The organism is Marinobacterium zhoushanense, assembly GCF_014641945.1.
Taxonomy (GTDB): Bacteria; Pseudomonadota; Gammaproteobacteria; order Pseudomonadales; family Balneatricaceae; genus Marinobacterium_D; species Marinobacterium_D zhoushanense.
Map to the genome: position 1 here is coordinate 74,941 of NZ_BMIJ01000010.1, position 17,347 is coordinate 92,287.

The following is a 17,347-nucleotide window of genomic DNA, read 5'->3' on the forward strand; positions in this document are numbered from 1 at the left end:
TTTCTTCTTACGACGGCCGCACTCAGGCCTTGGCTTTGGCGATCTCCCGCAGCCGTTTTACGATCTGCGCGCCGACACTGCGCTGGGTGAACTGGCCATCCTCCTTGAGCCGTCCGGCGGGCTTGCCGGTCAGGATCTCCAGGCACTGGTCCACAGTCGAGACGGCGTAGACGTGGAACATGCCGTCGCTGACCGCATCGACCACCTCGCGCTTGAGCATCAAGTTGCGCACATTGGCCTGCGGGATGATCACACCCTGGCTACCGGTCAATCCGCGGGTGTTGCACAGACGGAAGAAACCTTCGATCTTCTCGTTCACTCCACCGATCGCCTGCACCTCGCCATACTGGTTGATCGACCCGGTCAGTGCATACTGCTGGTGGATCGGAATGTGGGTCAGGGCCGAGATCAGCGTACAGATCTCCGCCAGCGAGGCGCTATCGCCATCCACGTAGCCGTATGACTGCTCCAGGGCGATGCTGGCCGACAGGGCCAGTGGGAAGTCGCGGGCATACTTATGACCGAGATAACCGGACAGTATCAGCACTCCCTTGGAGTGGATCGGCTGCCCCAGCGTCACCTCGCGCTCGATATCGACAATACCGCGGCTGCCGGGGTGAACGGTCGCGGTGATGCGGGCCGGTGTACCAAAGGAGACATCGCCGACCTGCAATACCGTCAGACCATTGGACTTGCCGATCGCCTCACCCTCGGTATCAATCAATACCGTTGCGTTGAGGATGCCATCGAGAATTTTTTGCGCCAGTCTTCCGGTGCGCCGCTCCTTGGCCGATAGCGCCTGCTCCACGTGGATGGCGTTAATCAGGTCATCGCCGCTCTCCTTGCGACGGTAGTCCGCTTCGCAGAGCAGGTCGACCAGTTCGCCGATATGGGCTGACAGCAGCTCCTGATCCTCCGCCAGGCGGGAGCTGTGCTCAACCAGCCGTGCTACGCCTTCGCGGGTCAACGCCGCCAGGTGCTCTTCACTGGAGAGCGTCTTCATCAGCCGCGCATACTGGCGGATCGAGTGCGGTGTGCGGCTGACATCCTCATCGAAGTCGACCACAACGCGGAACATCTTCTCGAAATCGTGATCCAGCTCCTGCAACAGGTAGTAGGTGTCACGGCCACCGATCAGCACAATTTTAACGGTCAGCGGCACCGGCTCCGGATTCAGGGTAATGGTGGTGACACCGGTATACTCGTTGACCGGGTTTTCGATGCGGATCTCCTCGGCCTTCAGTGCCCGTTTCAATGCGCCATAAACGAAGGGCTGGTCCAGCAGCTTCTCCGCTTCCAACACCAGATAGCCACCGTTGGCACGGTGCAGGGCACCGGGGCGAATCAGCTGATAGTTGGTGACCATGGCCCCCATCTCGCTGGTGTACTCGATGCGGCCGAACAGGTTGTCATAGCTCGGGTGGGCTTCGAATATTACCGGAGCACCCTTGGTCTTCTCGTTATCGACCAACAGGTTGATGCCGTAGTTATCCTCCAGCCAGCTGCGCCGGCCGGCATCCGTTTTGACCTCGATGGTGCCGTCGCCGACCAGCTCGGCGCCGTGCTTGATCAGGTCGCGCTCCACATGATCCAGATGGGCCGGCACGCCGGGTAGATTGGTATAGCTGTCCTTCAGCGCCTGTATCGGTGCCGAGACCGCCTGCCGCGCCGTGTCCCGTTCCAGCTCGCGCATCTGTTCCGCGGCCTCCCGGCGCCACTTCGGCAGCTCGGTCAGACTGTCATTGAGCAGATCCTCCAGCTCGGCGATGTTGCGCTGAAACGCTTCGCGATCCTCCTCGGGCAGGGCGGAAAACTGGGCCTCATCCATCGCCTGGCCATTGGCCACCGGGGTAAAGCCGATCTGGCCCGCTTCACGGTACACCGCGATGCTGCACTCACGGCCGCGCTTCTCGATCTCTTCGACGGCACTGTCATAGCGGCGGTTGAAATCGCGCTCGATACGCCCCTTCAGACGCTGGTATCCCGGGCTTTCGAACGCAGCCGGGAGTTCGCTGAGAATGGTGTCAAACAGCCTGCCCAGATCGCGGCGGAAACGTACGGCCTTACCGGCGGGCAGTTTCAGCGACACCGGGTAACGGTTGTCCTTGAGGTTATTCAGGTAGCACCAGTCATGGGGCTTGTGCTGTTTCTTGGCAACGCTTTTCAGATTGACCGTGGCGAAGGAGAAGCGCCCGGTATGCGGGTTTCCCATGACGAACAGGTTATAGCCCGGACGCGGCATGCCGATACCGAACTCCATCGCCTCGAGCGCGCGCTCCTGACCGAAGAAGCCGGTGAAGTTCTCCAGGGTTTCAGTGGTACGAAAGGGCAGCAGATCGGTATCGCAGGTGCGATAGAGAGCCTCGGGCGGTAAAGGAGCGTGCTTTTCCATAGGACGACCCTAAAGCAGAATGTTCACCCCGTTATACCGCCCAACGCTTTGATTATGCAAGGGAAGGTTGAAGCGACTGAGGCTTGTACCGGCGCTTAACCGCTCAGTTCCGCCCGTATCTGGGCGATCAGCTCGGGAGTTTGGGGTTTGACGCCACGCCAGATACGGAACGATTCCGCCGCCTGTTCAATCAGCATACCCAAGCCATCGATCACCTTCGCCGCACCGCGCTGGGATGCCCAATTACAGAACGGGGTCGGCTGTGCGCCGTACATCATGTCGTAGCAGGCCGAATCGGCACCGACTATCGCATCGGGCAGAGGCGGCAACTCGCCCTGAAGGCTGGCGGAGGTACCGTTGACGATGACATCGAAGGCTCGCGCTTCGATATCCTCGAAGCCGCAGGCGGACAGCTGCCCCAGATCACTGAACAGTTCGACCAACTCCTGCGCCTTTGCCACCGTTCGGTTGGCAATGACGATCTCCACAGCCCCTGCCTTCAGAAACGGTTCGAGCACACCCCGAACGGCCCCTCCGGCGCCAAGCATCAAGACTCTGGCCCCTTTCAGGCTAATGCCGTTATTGTTCTGCAGATCGCAGACCAGGCCTACACCATCGGTGTTATCGCCACACAGGGTACCCAACTCATTGCGGTACAGGGTATTGACGGCACCGGCTCGCTCCGCCGCCGCTGAGCGCCAGCTCGCCATACGCCAGGCGTTCTGCTTGAACGGCACGGTGATATTCAGTCCCTTTCCGCCTTCGGCAAAGAACTGCTCAACCTGCTGCTCGAACACGCCTGTGCCAAGCTCGACAAGTTGCGCACGGTAGTCCACCGCCTCCCCGGTCTGCTCTGCAAAGGCAGCATGAATACGCGGCGATTTGCTGTGTTTGATCGGGTTGCCGAATACGGCGTAACGATCAGCCATTTTTCCCCCTATAATCACTCTTGAGCCCATTCGCGCGGCTTTAGATAACGCTCGTAGAGCAGGGCCTCTTCACTGCCTGGCGCGGGTGCCCAGTTATAATCCCAGCGCACCTCCGGCGGCAGTGACATCAGGATCGACTCCGTGCGCCCTCCCGACTGCAGGCCGAACAGCGTGCCCCGGTCGTAGACCAGGTTGAACTCCACGTAACGACCGCGGCGGTGCAGCTGGAAGTCACGCTGACGCTCACCATAGGCGGTAGCGCGACGCCGTTCCACGATCGGCAGATAGGCCGGAATGTAGGCATCCCCAATCGCGCGCATCAATGCGAAGCTGCGGTCGAAACCCGGTTCGTTCAGGTCGTCGAAAAACAGACCTCCGATACCCCGAGGTTCATCGCGATGACGGAGATAGAAATAGTCGTCGCACCAGCGCTTGAAGCGGGGGTAGATATCCTCACCGAACGGCTCACAGGCGGCTTGGGCGGTTCGGTGCCAGTGCACACAATCCTCATCATTGCCGTAGTAGGGGGTCAGATCGAAACCTCCGCCGAACCACCAGACCGGCGCCTCGCCATCCTTCTCCGCGATGAAAAAACGTACGTTGGCGTGGGAGGTCGGCACGTACGGGTTGTGCGGGTGGATAACCAGCGACACCCCCATCGCCTCGAAGCGACGCCCGGCCAGCTCCGGGCGGTGTGCGGTGGCGGACCCCGGCAGGCCATCACCGTAAACATGGGAGAAGTTGACGCCGCCCTTTTCTATCAGGCCGCCGCCCTTGATTACGCGGCTACGACCACCACCGCCTTGCTCTCTCTGCCAGCTATCCTCGACAAAGCTCTCCCGCCCATCTGCCTGCTCCAGCGCAGCGCAGATCCGGTCTTGCAGATCAATGAGATAGGCCTTAACCGCGGCCTTGTCCGGTGCTGACATGGCAACCTCCGAAGTATGTGTTTACTTACGACCTAACTACCGTATTATCTGACAGGCTTCTTATTGTGGTGGGTTTATCCAGCCCGCCCAAGGCGCCATCCACGATGAAATCTATTTCGCAGCCGAAGTAAGCCCTTACTTTAGTTTTGCTTTTCGCCGGAGGCGCACTGCTGACATTGGCCGAGGTGGAGACCAAGGGGGCACCAAATGCATCACACAGGGCCTGCACCACCGGGTGAGCGCTGACCCTTAACGCAACGGCCGAGTGCTGGCCCTTGATCCAGCGCGGTATTAGCTGTGCCGCATCGGGCACCAGCCAGGTATTGGGTCCCGGCCAGGTCTCGCTCAGCTGGTCGCGCTGCGCTGCCGACAGAGGGCTGAGCAGCGCTTCGATCTGCTGTTCGCTCGCCGCCGCCAGAATCAGTCCCTTATGCTCGGGTCGCCGTTTGATCTCCAGTAATCGACGTACTGCCTCGGGATTAAACGGATCACACCCCAACCCCCATACCGCCTCGGTGGGGTAGGCGATGATGCCCCCATTGCGCAGCACCCGGATAGCTTGACGCAGATGCCAGTCATTCACGTTTTCTTGCCCCATCGCAATCGAAAAAGGGCAAACTAACGGCTCGCCGTACGCTTTGCAACTGCGGAGTGGTCTTTTACCTCAGCCTAAGTATATACGCGCCTCTGAGCTCTATGCGCCCCTCCAGCTCCAACCGCATCAGCTCCTGCTGCAGCGCGGCCGGCGGCAGCGCCAGGCGATCGACCAGCTGATCAAACCCTATCGGATCGAAGGGTATCTGCGTCAGCAATGGCTCCTCATGCTGGCCCTCCTCGGCATCAGCTTCAGCAACCGCCGGCGCGATAAAGGTGCCGAGCAACGGGGCCAATTCAGCCAGGATATCCTGGCTGGTTTCGACCAGCTTGGCGCCCTCTCTGATCAGGCTATGGCAGCCCTTGCTCAGCGGATTATGGATAGAGCCGGGCAGTGCAAACACCTCCCGTCCCTGCTCCAGCGCTTGCCTTGCCGTGATCAGCGATCCACTGCGCGGCGCGGCTTCGACCACCAGAGTGCCCACACTCATACCACTGATAATGCGATTGCGACGCGGAAAGTTTTGCGGCAATGGCGCGGTACCGGGCGGGTATTCGGATACCAGGAGCCCTCCGCTAGCAATTATGCTCTCGGCGAGGCGTCTATTGGCTGCCGGGTAGCAACGATCCAGGCCGGTACCCAATACGGCGATTGTCGGCCGTTGCAGATCAACGGCGGCCTGATGGGCGGCGGCGTCAATGCCCCTGGCAAGGCCACTGGTCACGACGAAGCCGCCAGCGGTCAGCTCAGCCGAAAAGCTGTAGGCGTGGTCCACGCCGCCGCGGCTGGCGTGACGACTGCCCACAATCGCCAGTTGTGGCAGCGAGAGCAGGCCGGCATCGCCGTGCAGCCACAGCAGAATCGGCGGATCCGGTATCTGTTTCAGCAGGTCGGGGAAAGTGGGGGAGTCGATCGCCAGCAGCTGCCAGCCATGCTGGATAGCCTGAGCCTGAAGCTCACTGGCGCGGCGGAAAAGTGCGCCACCGGCCCGATACTCGTGGATGCCGGCCAGGGTTTCGGGCCGCAGTTTCAGAGGGCTGGCTGGTGAGGGGGTGGTGCTGAAAAGATCTGGTGCTGCAATCCCGGCTGTACGCAACCGGCCCAGCGTCGCTGGACCTATCCCTGGCAGCAGGGTTGCAGCGATCCATTCCCTTGGATCGCGCATGCATTAACTCCCGGTCGTTCAGGGACTCTTCAGGCTATCGCCCACCGAGATCACATTGCTGGCGCGCATGACAAGTCCATAACTGACCTTGTCGAACACCTTGAACACCATCAGCGTGCCGGCTTTTTCCGACGGCAGGGTGATCATCTCTTCGGTCACCGGATCCTTCACCGTCTCGCCCTTGTTGAAGATCGCCAGCACGTTGCCAACTTCCACCCCTTCACGGGCGCCGACGTTCAGCGTAACGGCATCGAACTGACCGATCTTGGCCACGCCACCCAGCACATCCATAATTACCGCGTTAGCAAGCTGAGGACCGGCTGAGGGGTAGAAAACCGACTGAATACGGCTCTCGTCGTTCGGTACCACGCGGTCGCGGACACGCACCTCTTCGTTAGTTTCCAGCAGGTCCATGGTCAACACTTGCGAATCACTGTCTCGCGCCATGATGCGACCATCGGCAACGCGGTACAGCTCGTAGCCGAGCAGCTCGTTGGTAAAGGGATCGTTGTAGGCCTTGGCCGGACGGTAGATCCCCTGCAAGGAGACGTTTTCCACCGGTTCACCACGGGCGTATACACGGTCGCCACTACCGGCGATGATCCGCTCATTCTTGCCGCCGATAACGTAGGGCGCGCGCTCGAGCAGATCCTGGTCCAGGACGATGTTATCGTTCAGGAAGCTGGCAATATCCTTCAGCGAGATCGCTGGAATCGCCTGATCCAAGGGTGTTACCCGTGCCTGCGGACTCAGCTTGCGTATGCCGCGCTTGAGACTCAGCCGGGGCTGGCCATCCACCCAGGTCAGGTAGATGATATCCCCGGGATAGATCAGATGGGGGTTATCGATCTGCGGGTTGACGTACCACACGTCTGGCCAAAGCCAGGGGGATTTCAGGAAACGGCCGGAGATATCCCAAAGCGTGTCGCCTCTAACAACGACATACTCCGTAGGATGTCCCTCCGCCAATTCGATCCGGTCCTTGCGGACCTCAGCCTGAGCCGGGCTGCCCAGCAGCAGAACTGCCGCGGTCAGCGTTGCGCAAAGCAATCGGTTCATTTTCAGTTCCCTTGTAACGCAAACAACCTCCGCATCCCAGCCCGGTCGGCAGGTTCAAAGGCGTCTGAGCATGCATTAGACAACATTATCAGTATAATAGGACGCATCTTATCTTACTTTACTCCATCCGACGCCTCCGTCGAACATCCGTTTAAGCAGATACTATGTCCAAGCTCAAGATTCTTGAATTCCCAGATCCTCGACTGCGCACTATCGCCGAACCGGTGGATGTAGTCGATGAGGAGATTAAACAACTCATCGATGACATGTTCGAGACGATGTACGACGCGCCTGGCATAGGCCTGGCAGCCACTCAGGTTAACGTCCACAAAAGGGTCGTTACCATCGACCTGTCGGAGGATAAATCGGAACCCCTGGCCCTGATCAATCCCGAATATACGGTACTGGACGACACACTTGAAGAGATGCAGGAGGGTTGTCTGTCGGTTCCGGGCTTTTTTGACAACGTCAATCGCCCACAAAAGATCCAGGTCAGCTCGCTGAACCGTAACGGCGAAGAGCAGAACTTCGTTGCCGACGGCCTGCTCGCGGTCTGTATCCAGCACGAGCTTGACCACCTGAACGGCAAGCTGTTCGTCGACTATCTCTCCGCCCTGAAGCGCAACCGAATCCGCGGCAAGCTGGAAAAGAAGCACCGGCAGGAAGCCATCAGCGGCTGAGTCGCACCCGAGATAAAAACAGGTTTGCCCAGGCAAACCTGTTTTTGTATGCCTACTGGATAAAGATGCCCCATGACCAAGCGCCTGAAAATCATCTTCGCCGGAACCCCTGAATTCGCCGCCGCCAGCCTCAATGCCGTATTGAGCACGGAGCATGAGGTTGTCGCCGTCTATACCCAGCCCGACCGGCCGGCCGGAAGAGGGCGCAAACTGACGCCCAGCCCGGTCAAACAGCTGGCACTGGAACATCAGATCGAGGTCTGCCAGCCCACGTCGCTGCGTGACCCCGACGCACAGCAGCAGCTTGCCGCGTTCGACGCCGACCTGATGATCGTCGTCGCCTACGGTCTGATCCTGCCTCAGGTGGTACTGGATACACCCCGTCTCGGCTGTATCAACGTGCATGCGTCCCTGCTGCCGCGCTGGCGCGGCGCAGCGCCCATCCATCGCGCCCTGCTGGCCGGCGACACAGAAACCGGCATCACCATCATGCAGATGGACGCCGGCCTCGACACCGGCGCCATGCTCAGCATCGCCCGCTGCCCGATACTGGCCGACGACACCAGCGGCCTGCTGCATGACCGCCTGGCAGCGCTGGGCGCGCAAACCCTGGTTCAGGCGCTGGAGCCACTATCCGAGGGCACATTGGACGGGACCCCGCAGGATGACAGCCTGGCCTGCTACGCCGCCAAGCTGGAGAAGCAGGAGGGCAAACTGGACTGGCGTCAGCCCGCCGAGTCTCTGGAGAGGCAGGTGCGAGGTTTGAATCCCTGGCCGGTCGCCTACACTGAGGTTAATGGACAGACACTTCGGGTTTGGGGTGCGCGTACCAAAGCGGGCGCTGACGACCAGCCACCCGGCACTGTCGTTGCGCACGACGCTGACGGCGTTGTCGTCGCGACCGGCCGGGACCGCCTGGTGCTGACCCTGCTGCAGTTGCCCGGAGGTAAACCCACTCCGGTATCGGCGCTGTTGAACGCACATCGGGAGCGCTTCGCCATCGGCACACAACTGGGTTAATGCGATGAATATCAGGGTAATAGCGGCACGCGTGCTGGAACCACTGCTGAGCCACCATGGCTCGCTCAAGTCGACGCTGCCGGACGCGATGGCCCAGTGTCCGACGCAGGACAGAGCACTGCTTCGGCAGCTGTGCTACGGCACCCTGCGCGACCTGTATCGACTGAATGCTATCGCCGGCGCGCTGCTCAAACGACCGCTGCAGGCGCACGACCAGGATCTGCAGGCACTGCTGCTGGTTGGTTTGTACCAGCTGCGCAGCATGAGAGTGCCGGCCCACGCGGCCGTCAGCGAAACCGTCGAAGGCACCCGTGAACTGAATAAGGCCTGGGCCGGCAAGTTGTTCAATGCCGTGCTTCGCCGTTTTCAACGGGAGCAGTCAGAGATTGAAGCAGCGCTGGAGCAGGATGAGCAGTTTCAATATAACCACCCACTTTGGATGATCGATAAACTCCGTCACAACTGGCCCGATCACTGGCAGACGATACTGCAGCAGAACGATACTCAGGGCCCTATGACACTGCGAGTAAATGAGCGCTTACTAACCAGGGCGGAAGCTTTAGAAAGCCTCAAGCAAAACCAGATCGCCGCAGAACCTGGACAGCTCTCGCCGCAGGCGCTCACGCTGGCGGAGCCGGTGGATGTAGCCAAGCTACCGGGTTTTAGTCAGGGACATTTAAGTGTACAGGATGAGGCGGCCCAACTCGCTTGCATCCTGCTCGATGCCCAGCCCGGTCAGCGCGTACTTGATGCCTGTGCCGCACCGGGGGGCAAGCTGTGCCACCTGCTGGAAACTCAGCCCTCGCTCGCCGAAGCGATCGCGGTGGAGATGGAACCCTCAAGGCTGGAGAAAGTGCGAGACAATCTGGAGCGGCTCAAGCTGTCGCATGAGTGTGTGCTCCATCTGGGCGACGCCAGTGCCCGCGACTGGTGGAACGGCACTCCGTTCGACCGGATTCTGATCGATGCCCCCTGCAGTGGTACAGGGGTTATCCGCCGAAATCCCGACATAAAACTGCTCCGCCGCAACGAAGACATTCTGGGTCTGGCCAACCTGCAGTTGAGCATACTCGACAACCTGTGGGAGATGCTCGCCGCCGGTGGTCGATTGGTCTACGCCACTTGCTCGATATTCCCGCAAGAGAATGAGCGAATCGTGGAGCGCTTTGTTAAACTCCACGCCGACGCCAAATCACTGCCCGTGCCCCTGACCTGCGGCATCGAAAGGCCTTACGGGCGCCAGCTTTTCCCGGTAGCGGGGGAGCACGACGGTTTTTATTACGCCATTCTGACAAAGGACGCCTAGCGACTGCGAAGGCAAGTAACGACAGAGGCTTTGAATGAAGATCATTATACTGGGTGCTGGCCAGGTTGGCGGCTCTCTGGCCGATCACCTGGCCAACGAAGCCAACGACATCACCGTCGTCGATACTGATACCAGCCGACTGCGCGAGCTTCAGGATAGACTCGACATCCGCACGGTAGAGGGCAAAGCCTCCTATCCCAGCGTACTGGATCAGGCCGGCGCCCAGGATGCCGATATGTTGATCGCTGTTACCAACAGTGACGAGGTCAATATGATCGCCTGCCAGGTCGCGCATACAGTGTTCAACGTGCCCACCAAAATCGCCCGCGTCCGCGAACATGACTATCTGCAGAAAGATAAGGCGATTTTCGACGTCAAAGCGATACCGGTCGATGTCCTGATCAGTCCGGAAGAGCTGGTGACCATGCATATCAAGCGCATGATCCAGCACCCGGGGGCGCTGCAGGTACTCGATTTCGCCGGCGGCAAGGCACAGCTGGTTGCCGTGCGCGCCTACTATGGTGGCCCTCTGGTGGGTCGGGAGATCGCTTACCTGCGTTCGCACATGCCCAAGGTCGACACCCGTGTGGCGGCCATTTTTCGCCAGGATCGGCCGATCATCCCGAAGGGGGATACCGTGATCGAAGCGGACGACGAGGTGTTTTTCATCGCCGCTCAACGCGATATCCGCGCTGTGATGAGCGAACTGCGCAGGCTGGATACACCGTATAAACGGATCATCATCGCCGGGGGCGGTAACATCGGCGCCCGCCTGGCCAGCACCATTGAAAACCAGTTCCAGGTCAAGATCATCGAGCGCAACATCAATCGCTGCAACCAGCTGGCCCGTCATCTGAACAACACCATCGTCCTGCATGGCAGCGCTTCCGACCGCGAGCTGCTGCTGGAGGAGAACATCGAAGATACCGATGTTTTCTGCGCCCTGACCAATGACGACGAGGCCAATATCATGGCCTCGATGCTGGCCAAACGACTTGGTGCCCGCACCGTAATGACGCTGATTAACAACCCCGCTTACGTGGACCTGGTGCAGGGCGGCGTCATCGATATCGCTATTTCCCCGCAGCAGACCACGATCGGCGCGCTGCTGACCCATGTCCGGCGCGGCGATGTGGCCGCGGTGCACTCACTGCGCCGCGGTGCCGCAGAGGCGCTGGAGGCCGTTGCCCACGGCGACCCTCGCAGTTCCAAGGTGGTGGGGCGCACCATCGAAGAGATCGCATTGCCGCCGGGCACCACCATCGGCGCCATCGTGCGCAAGGATGAGGTGCTGATCGCGCACGACGATGTTGTGGTGGAAAACGGCGACCACGTCATTCTGTTCCTGGTCGACAACCGCCGCATTAACGATGTAGAGAGACTGTTCCAGGTTGGCTTGACCTTCTTCTAACCGATTATCTGCCTTAGCAACGGATCTACGCCATGCATTTTAAAGTGATACTGCGCATTCTTGGGATTCTGCTGATGATCTTCAGCATCACCCAGATTCCGCCGATGCTGGTATCGCTGTATTACAACGACGGCGCGGTACACGCATTTGCGATCGCCTTTGCCATCACGCTGCTGATCGGCTTTATCATCTGGTTACCGGTGTTCAACGTACGCCAGGATCTGCGCACACGGGACGGCTTCCTGATCACCGTGCTGTTCTGGAGCGTACTGGCAGCAGCGGGTTCGTTGCCGCTTCAGCTTTCTCAATCCCCGCACCTGAGCTTCACCGATGCCATCTTTGAGTCACTGTCCGGACTCACCACGACCGGAGCCACGGTGATGACCGGTCTCGATACACTGCCGAAATCGCTGCTGTACTACCGTCAGCAGCTGCAGTGGTTTGGCGGTATGGGCATTATCGTATTGGCCGTTGCCATTCTGCCGATGCTCGGCATCGGCGGTATGCAGCTCTATCGCGCCGAGACCCCGGGCCCCGTCAAAGACTCCAAGCTGACCCCGCGCATCACCGAAACCGCCAAGGCACTCTGGTATATCTATCTGTCGCTGACCGTCGCTTGCGCACTTGGCTATTGGGCCGCGGGCATGTCGATGTTCGACGCCATCGGCCACAGCTTCTCCACCGTAGCCATAGGCGGGTTCTCCACTCATGACGAGAGCATGGCGTACTTCGACAGCCCGTTGATCGAAGCGATCTGCGTGTTTTTCATGGTGGTATCAGGGGTTAACTTCGGCCTTCACTTCTTCGCTTGGCGCCAACGCACACTGCTGCACTACCTGAAGGATCCAGAGTTCAAGTTCTACCTGATGTTACTGGTCAGCATTACCGCCTTCGCCTTCGTCTCGCTGGTGGCTACGGCCACATTTGATCCGCTGGAGAGTCTGCGCAAGGCCAGTTTCATGGTCGTGTCGATCGCGACCACGACCGGCTTTACCACCTCGGACTTCTCCCACTGGCCCTCCATGCTGCCATTCTTGCTCTTCGTCGCCGCCTTCGCGGGCGGCTGTGCCGGTTCCACCGGCGGCGGCATGAAGGTGATCCGTATACTGCTGATCCTTAAACAAGGACACCGCGAAATTCTGCGCCTGATCCACCCCAATGCCATTATCCCGGTCAAGCTTGGGAAACGCCCGATAGGGGATAACGTGCTGGAGGCGGTTTGGGGTTTTTTCTCGGTTTACCTAATCGTTTTCGTGATCATGTTGATCGGCCTGCTGGCAACCGGCCTGGATCAGGTGACCGCGTGGTCGGCGGTGGGCGCCACACTAAACAACCTGGGCCCCGGCCTGGGAGGGGTTGCGCTGCACTACGGCGATCTGAACGCCACAGCCAAATGGATTCTGTGTCTGGCGATGCTGCTGGGTCGTCTCGAGGTATTCACGCTACTGGTGCTGCTCTCGCCGGCTTTCTGGCGCCGTTAAGCGTTCAGCTGGGTTTATCGCTTACGCGCGTAGGGCCCTCGTGAGCTATCCTCACGGGTGTTGAAGCGCTTATATTCCCACTGGTATTGCGCCGGGCACTCATCAACACAGCGCTCGATGCTCATATTCATTGCCGTGGCCGCTGAGACCAGGTCCTTGCTACCGATATCGGGATCGGCCGGCGAGAAACGCAGCTCAAACCCTTCGCCGTTATCCAGACGTTTTCCGTAGCCGCAGAACACCCGAACACCGGTCTGCGCCGCCAACTGGGGCAGCAGCTTCATGGTCAGTGCTGGCTCGCCGTAGAACGGCGCATAGACGCCACCCGAACGATCCGGTTCCTGATCAGGCAGTATGCCCACGATGCCACCCTTACGCAGCGCCTTGATCACCATACGCACCCCTTTAGCATCAGCTGGGGCCATTTGAGAGCCCAGGCGGGCGCGGCGCTTCAGAATCAGGTTATCCAGCAACTTCTGCTTGGGCGGCTTATACATCGCCGTAACGGGATAGTGCTGTGAAAGATAAAGGTTCATCACCTCCCAGTTACCCAGGTGCGGCGCAATCAACAGGATACCTCGGCCCTCGCGCAACTCGTCCGCGATAAGCTCCTCACCCTGTACGCTGCGCACTTTTTTCAACACCCGCTTTGGTGACCAGAACCAGGACAGGCCCATCTCGGCGAGCGAACAGCCTGTCTGCTCCAGACTCTCGCGAATCAGTGTTTCACGTGAAACATCGTCAAGCGTAGGAAAACAGATACCGATATTGGCGCGCGTGACATTATGAAGTTGGTTACGTTCGCCCTTGGCGTAAATCCTGCGCCCCAGTGTACGCCCCAGTGCCTGGGCCCAACTCAGCGGCAACAGGGATACAGCGGCCATCGCCACAATGGCGGACAGAACCTTAAACTCTTTCAAGACGACACCAATGCGTTAATGAGGTTTCGCGGCATTATAAACCGCCAGCCAAACCTGCCAAGCTCAGCACCAACAACGCCGGTACCGGGACCCCACAGATTTCAGTCCCGGGAGGAGCGCGATAGAACCACTAAGCACAACCAATCATGTATAATTCGGGCCTTATTTTGTCCACTTCGAACTCAATGGTGATTTCCGTGACTGACAAGGTTAATCCAGACGTTAGCACTTTCCAGGGACTGATCCTCGCTCTGCAGCAGTTTTGGGCCGAGCAGGGCTGCGTCATTGTGCAGCCGCTGGATCTTGAAGTCGGTGCCGGCACTTTCCATCCGGCCACATTCCTGAGGTCCATCGGACCTGAGCGCTGGCGTTCTGCTTATGTCCAGCCGAGCCGTCGCCCAACCGACGGCCGCTACGGTGAAAACCCCAACCGCCTGCAGCATTACTATCAGTTCCAGGTAGTACTCAAACCCAATCCGGATAATTTCCAGGAGCTATACCTCGGCTCACTGGCGCGCATCGGCATTGACCCCCTGGTACACGATATCCGTTTCGTCGAGGACAACTGGGAATCACCGACGCTTGGCGCCTGGGGCTTGGGCTGGGAGATCTGGCTCAATGGCATGGAGGTAACCCAGTTCACCTACTTCCAGCAGGCGGGCGGCCTGGAGTGCTACCCGGTCACCGGCGAGATCACCTACGGTCTGGAACGTATCGCCATGTACCTGCAGAAAGTCGACAGCGTGTACGACCTGGTGTGGTCACGCAGTCCGGACGGCACTATTGTCACCTACGGCGATGTTTACCATCAGAACGAAGTGGAGCAGTCCACCTACAACTTTGAGCACGCGGACGTTGACACCCTGTTCGGAAATTTCGATTATCACGAGCGGGAGTGCAACAAGCTATTGGCACTCGAAACGCCTCTGCCGCTGCCCGCCTATGAGCAGGTGCTGAAAGCATCGCACACCTTTAACCTGCTCGACGCACGCCATGCCATCTCTGTCACCGAGCGCCAGCGCTACATACTGCGTGTACGCACGCTGGCCCGCGACGTGGCTCATGCCTATTTCAACGCCCGCAAGAAGCTGGGCTTTCCGCTCGCAGACCCAGAGCTGCGTGATGAGGTGATTGCCGCCAGCCAGGAGGAGAAGCACTGATGTCAGCCAAGGATTTTCTGTTTGAGCTCGGCACCGAAGAGCTCCCGCCTAAAGCGCTCAAGACACTGTCGGAAGCATTGGAGAACGAGGTCCGCAAAGGGCTCACGGCACTGCTTGGCGAAACGGCTATCGGCAGCCTCAACTTCACATCCTATGCCGCGCCCCGTCGCCTGGCACTGCTGATCATTGAGCTGCCCACCGAGGTCGCCGAAAGTCGCACCCTGGTACAAGGGCCGCCAGCGAGCATCGCTTACGATAAAGAGGGCAACCCCAGTAAGGCACTGGAAGGTTTCGCGCGTAAGTGCGGCACCAGCATCGATCAGCTTACCGAGGTTGATGGCAAAATCAGCTTCGAGCAGATCAACCCAGCCCAACCTGTCGCGCCGCTGCTACCTGAGATCGTTGGCAACGCGCTGGACAACCTGCCGATACCCAAGCGTATGCGCTGGGGTTCATCACGGGCCGAATTCGTGCGCCCGGTGAAATGGGTCGTCATGCTGCTGGGAGACGAAGTAGTTCCTTGCAAACTGCTTGGTCACCAAGCCGGCCGTCATACCCGGGGCCACCGTTTCCACTATAACGAACCGATCGAGCTGTTCGCCGGCCGCGAGTATGCCAACGTGCTGAAGGAGAAGGGCAAGGTTCTCGCCGATTTCGACAGCCGTCGCGAGCTGATCCGTAACCAACTGCTCGCCCAAGCGGCGCGCGTAGGCGGGCAGGTCGAGATCGACCCTGGTCTGCTGGACGAGGTGACGGCCTTGAACGAGTGGCCGGTCGCACTGACCGGGCGATTTGAAGAGCGCTTCCTGGATGTCCCGGCCCAGGCGCTGATCTCCACCATGGCGGACAACCAGAAGTACTTCCACCTTCTGGATGCCGACGGCAAATTAATGCCTTACTTCATCACCGTAGCCAACATCGAATCCAAAGATCCACAGCAGGTGATAGAGGGCAACGAGAAGGTGATCCGTCCGCGTTTGTCGGATGCAGCGTTCTTCTTCGAGACCGATAAAAAGCACAGCCTCGAATCACGCGTCGACGCTCTGAAGAAGATCGTTTTCCAGAAAGAGCTTGGTACCGTTTACGACAAGAGCGTTCGCATCTCCAAACTCGCACACCTGGTGGCCGAGCAGATCGGTGGCGACGCCGTGCAAGCGGAGCGAGCAGGGATACTCTGCAAGACCGACCTGGTATCGGACATGGTTCTCGAGTTCCCTGAACTTCAGGGCCTCATGGGCTTCCACTACGCGCAGAATGACGGCGAACCGGAAGAGGTGGCACTGGCTCAGAACGAACACTACATGCCACGCTTCCACGGTGATGAACTACCCCAGACCCGTACCGGTATCGCGGTTGCCATCGCGGACCGTCTCGACACACTCGTTGGACTGTTCGGCATCAACCAGCCACCTACTGGATCGAAAGATCCCTTTGCGCTGCGCCGCGCTACGCTTGGTGTTCTGCGCATCATCGTCGAGCGCGAGCTTGAGCTGGACCTGAAATCCCTACTCGCAGCGGCCACCGAGCTCCACGGCGAACTGCCGGCAAAAGCAACTGCGACAGAACAGGTGCTGGAGTTCATGCTTGAGCGGTTCCGCGCCTGGTACGAAGAGCGAGGCATCAGCGTCGACAATTACCTGGCCGTGCATACCCTGCGCCCGAGCCGGCCGCTGGATTTCGACCGCCGAGTTCGTGCTGTGGCACACTTCCGCACGCTGAATGAGGCGGCGTCGCTGGCAGCAGCCAACAAGCGTGTCAGCAACATCCTAAGCAAACAGGAGGGTGCGATCAGCACCGAGGTTAACCCTGCGCTGCTATCGGATGATGCCGAAAAGGCACTGGCCACCCAGGTCGACAAGTTGGAAGCGGAGATCCAACCGCTATTCGCGGAAGGCGCCTATGAACAAGCGCTTGAGTCTCTCGCTCAACTCCAGGGCCCGGTCGACCGCTTCTTTGAAGATGTCATGGTAATGGCCGATGACGAGGCGGTACGCAACAACCGCTTAGCGCTGCTGCAGCGGCTCAGGAATCTATTCCTCGGTGTAGCCGACATCTCGCTCATAGCTGGCTGATCTACCTGCCTGAAACACAGAGGCCCCTGATACAGGGGCCTTTTTTTGTCTCCGCACACTTTGCCCTCAACGCAAACGAACACTCAACCCTTGTTTCACGTGAAACATCGAATACCCTAGCATCGGCTTACCGCCCAAGCGTCGCACACTACCGCGCGACCCGGGTTCAGCCCCACTGGCACACAGGTTGCAGTAGCTTATTTAAAGACGCCCATCAACAATCAGGAG

14 protein-coding genes are annotated in these 17,347 nt (G+C 59.4%); 7 read left to right on the top strand and 7 right to left on the bottom strand.

Annotation, left to right across the window (positions count from 1 at the left end; all coding sequences use genetic code 11):
* Nucleotides 1–22: 22 nt before the first annotated feature.
* From IEX40_RS20785 to IEX40_RS20810, 6 genes are all read right to left on the bottom strand, one after another.
* Nucleotides 23–2,392, bottom strand: a complete 2,370-nt coding sequence (locus tag IEX40_RS20785) for a Lon protease family protein (protein WP_188751934.1) — start codon at nucleotides 2,390–2,392, stop codon at nucleotides 23–25.
* Between the two features lie 95 nt (nucleotides 2,393–2,487).
* Complete coding sequence (gene aroE, locus IEX40_RS20790; protein WP_188751936.1) at nucleotides 2,488–3,321, bottom strand: shikimate dehydrogenase; 834 nt, start codon at nucleotides 3,319–3,321, stop codon at nucleotides 2,488–2,490.
* Nucleotides 3,322–3,335: 14 nt separating this feature from the next.
* Nucleotides 3,336–4,250, bottom strand: coding sequence for an oxygen-dependent coproporphyrinogen oxidase (gene hemF / locus IEX40_RS20795; RefSeq protein ID WP_188751938.1), 915 nt, complete (start codon nucleotides 4,248–4,250; stop codon nucleotides 3,336–3,338).
* A 25-nt stretch (nucleotides 4,251–4,275) separates the two neighbouring features.
* Nucleotides 4,276–4,833 (bottom strand): L-threonylcarbamoyladenylate synthase type 1 TsaC, encoded by a 558-nt coding sequence (gene tsaC / locus IEX40_RS20800; RefSeq protein ID WP_229680873.1) that lies wholly within the window; start codon nucleotides 4,831–4,833, stop codon nucleotides 4,276–4,278.
* Nucleotides 4,834–4,909: 76 nt separating this feature from the next.
* Entirely contained in the window at nucleotides 4,910–6,010 is a 1,101-nt protein-coding gene (gene dprA, locus IEX40_RS20805; RefSeq protein ID WP_188751949.1) for a DNA-processing protein DprA, read from the bottom strand.
* A gap of 18 nt (nucleotides 6,011–6,028) precedes the next feature.
* Nucleotides 6,029–7,069 (bottom strand): LysM peptidoglycan-binding domain-containing protein, encoded by a 1,041-nt coding sequence (locus IEX40_RS20810; RefSeq protein ID WP_188751951.1) that lies wholly within the window; start codon nucleotides 7,067–7,069, stop codon nucleotides 6,029–6,031.
* Nucleotides 7,070–7,233: 164 nt separating this feature from the next.
* On the opposite strand from IEX40_RS20810, the gene def reads away from it, so the two are divergent.
* The 5 genes from def to IEX40_RS20835 all read left to right on the top strand — a co-directional run bounded on the left by def (nucleotide 7,234) and on the right by IEX40_RS20835 (nucleotide 12,967).
* Complete coding sequence (def, locus tag IEX40_RS20815; protein ID WP_188751953.1) at nucleotides 7,234–7,749, top strand: peptide deformylase; 516 nt, start codon at nucleotides 7,234–7,236, stop codon at nucleotides 7,747–7,749.
* Nucleotides 7,750–7,821: 72 nt separating this feature from the next.
* On the top strand, nucleotides 7,822–8,769 hold the full coding sequence (fmt, locus tag IEX40_RS20820) for a methionyl-tRNA formyltransferase (RefSeq protein WP_188751955.1): 948 nt from the start codon (nucleotides 7,822–7,824) through the stop codon (nucleotides 8,767–8,769).
* 4 nt (nucleotides 8,770–8,773) lie between these two features.
* Entirely contained in the window at nucleotides 8,774–10,075 is a 1,302-nt protein-coding gene (gene rsmB / locus IEX40_RS20825) for a 16S rRNA (cytosine(967)-C(5))-methyltransferase RsmB (RefSeq protein WP_188751957.1), read from the top strand.
* A 34-nt stretch (nucleotides 10,076–10,109) separates the two neighbouring features.
* The gene (gene trkA, locus IEX40_RS20830) at nucleotides 10,110–11,486 is read left to right on the top strand and encodes a Trk system potassium transporter TrkA (protein WP_188751959.1); all 1,377 of its coding nucleotides are present in this window, start codon (nucleotides 10,110–10,112) and stop codon (nucleotides 11,484–11,486) included.
* A gap of 32 nt (nucleotides 11,487–11,518) precedes the next feature.
* Entirely contained in the window at nucleotides 11,519–12,967 is a 1,449-nt protein-coding gene (locus tag IEX40_RS20835; RefSeq protein ID WP_188751961.1) for a TrkH family potassium uptake protein, read from the top strand.
* 14 nt (nucleotides 12,968–12,981) lie between these two features.
* On the opposite strand, the gene IEX40_RS20840 is transcribed toward IEX40_RS20835, so the two are convergent.
* Nucleotides 12,982–13,887 carry a lysophospholipid acyltransferase family protein gene (locus tag IEX40_RS20840; RefSeq protein ID WP_188751963.1) on the bottom strand — a complete coding sequence of 302 codons (906 nt, stop codon included), beginning with the start codon at nucleotides 13,885–13,887 and terminating at the stop codon, nucleotides 12,982–12,984.
* Nucleotides 13,888–14,072: 185 nt separating this feature from the next.
* Here IEX40_RS20840 and glyQ point away from each other — a divergent pair, with 185 nt between their 5' ends.
* Nucleotides 14,073–15,047 carry a glycine--tRNA ligase subunit alpha gene (gene glyQ, locus IEX40_RS20845; RefSeq protein ID WP_188751965.1) on the top strand — a complete coding sequence of 325 codons (975 nt, stop codon included), beginning with the start codon at nucleotides 14,073–14,075 and terminating at the stop codon, nucleotides 15,045–15,047.
* On the top strand, nucleotides 15,047–17,119 hold the full coding sequence (glyS, locus tag IEX40_RS20850) for a glycine--tRNA ligase subunit beta (protein WP_188751967.1): 2,073 nt from the start codon (nucleotides 15,047–15,049) through the stop codon (nucleotides 17,117–17,119). Before glyQ ends, glyS begins: the two co-directional genes overlap by 1 nt.
* Nucleotides 17,120–17,347 lie beyond the last annotated feature (228 nt).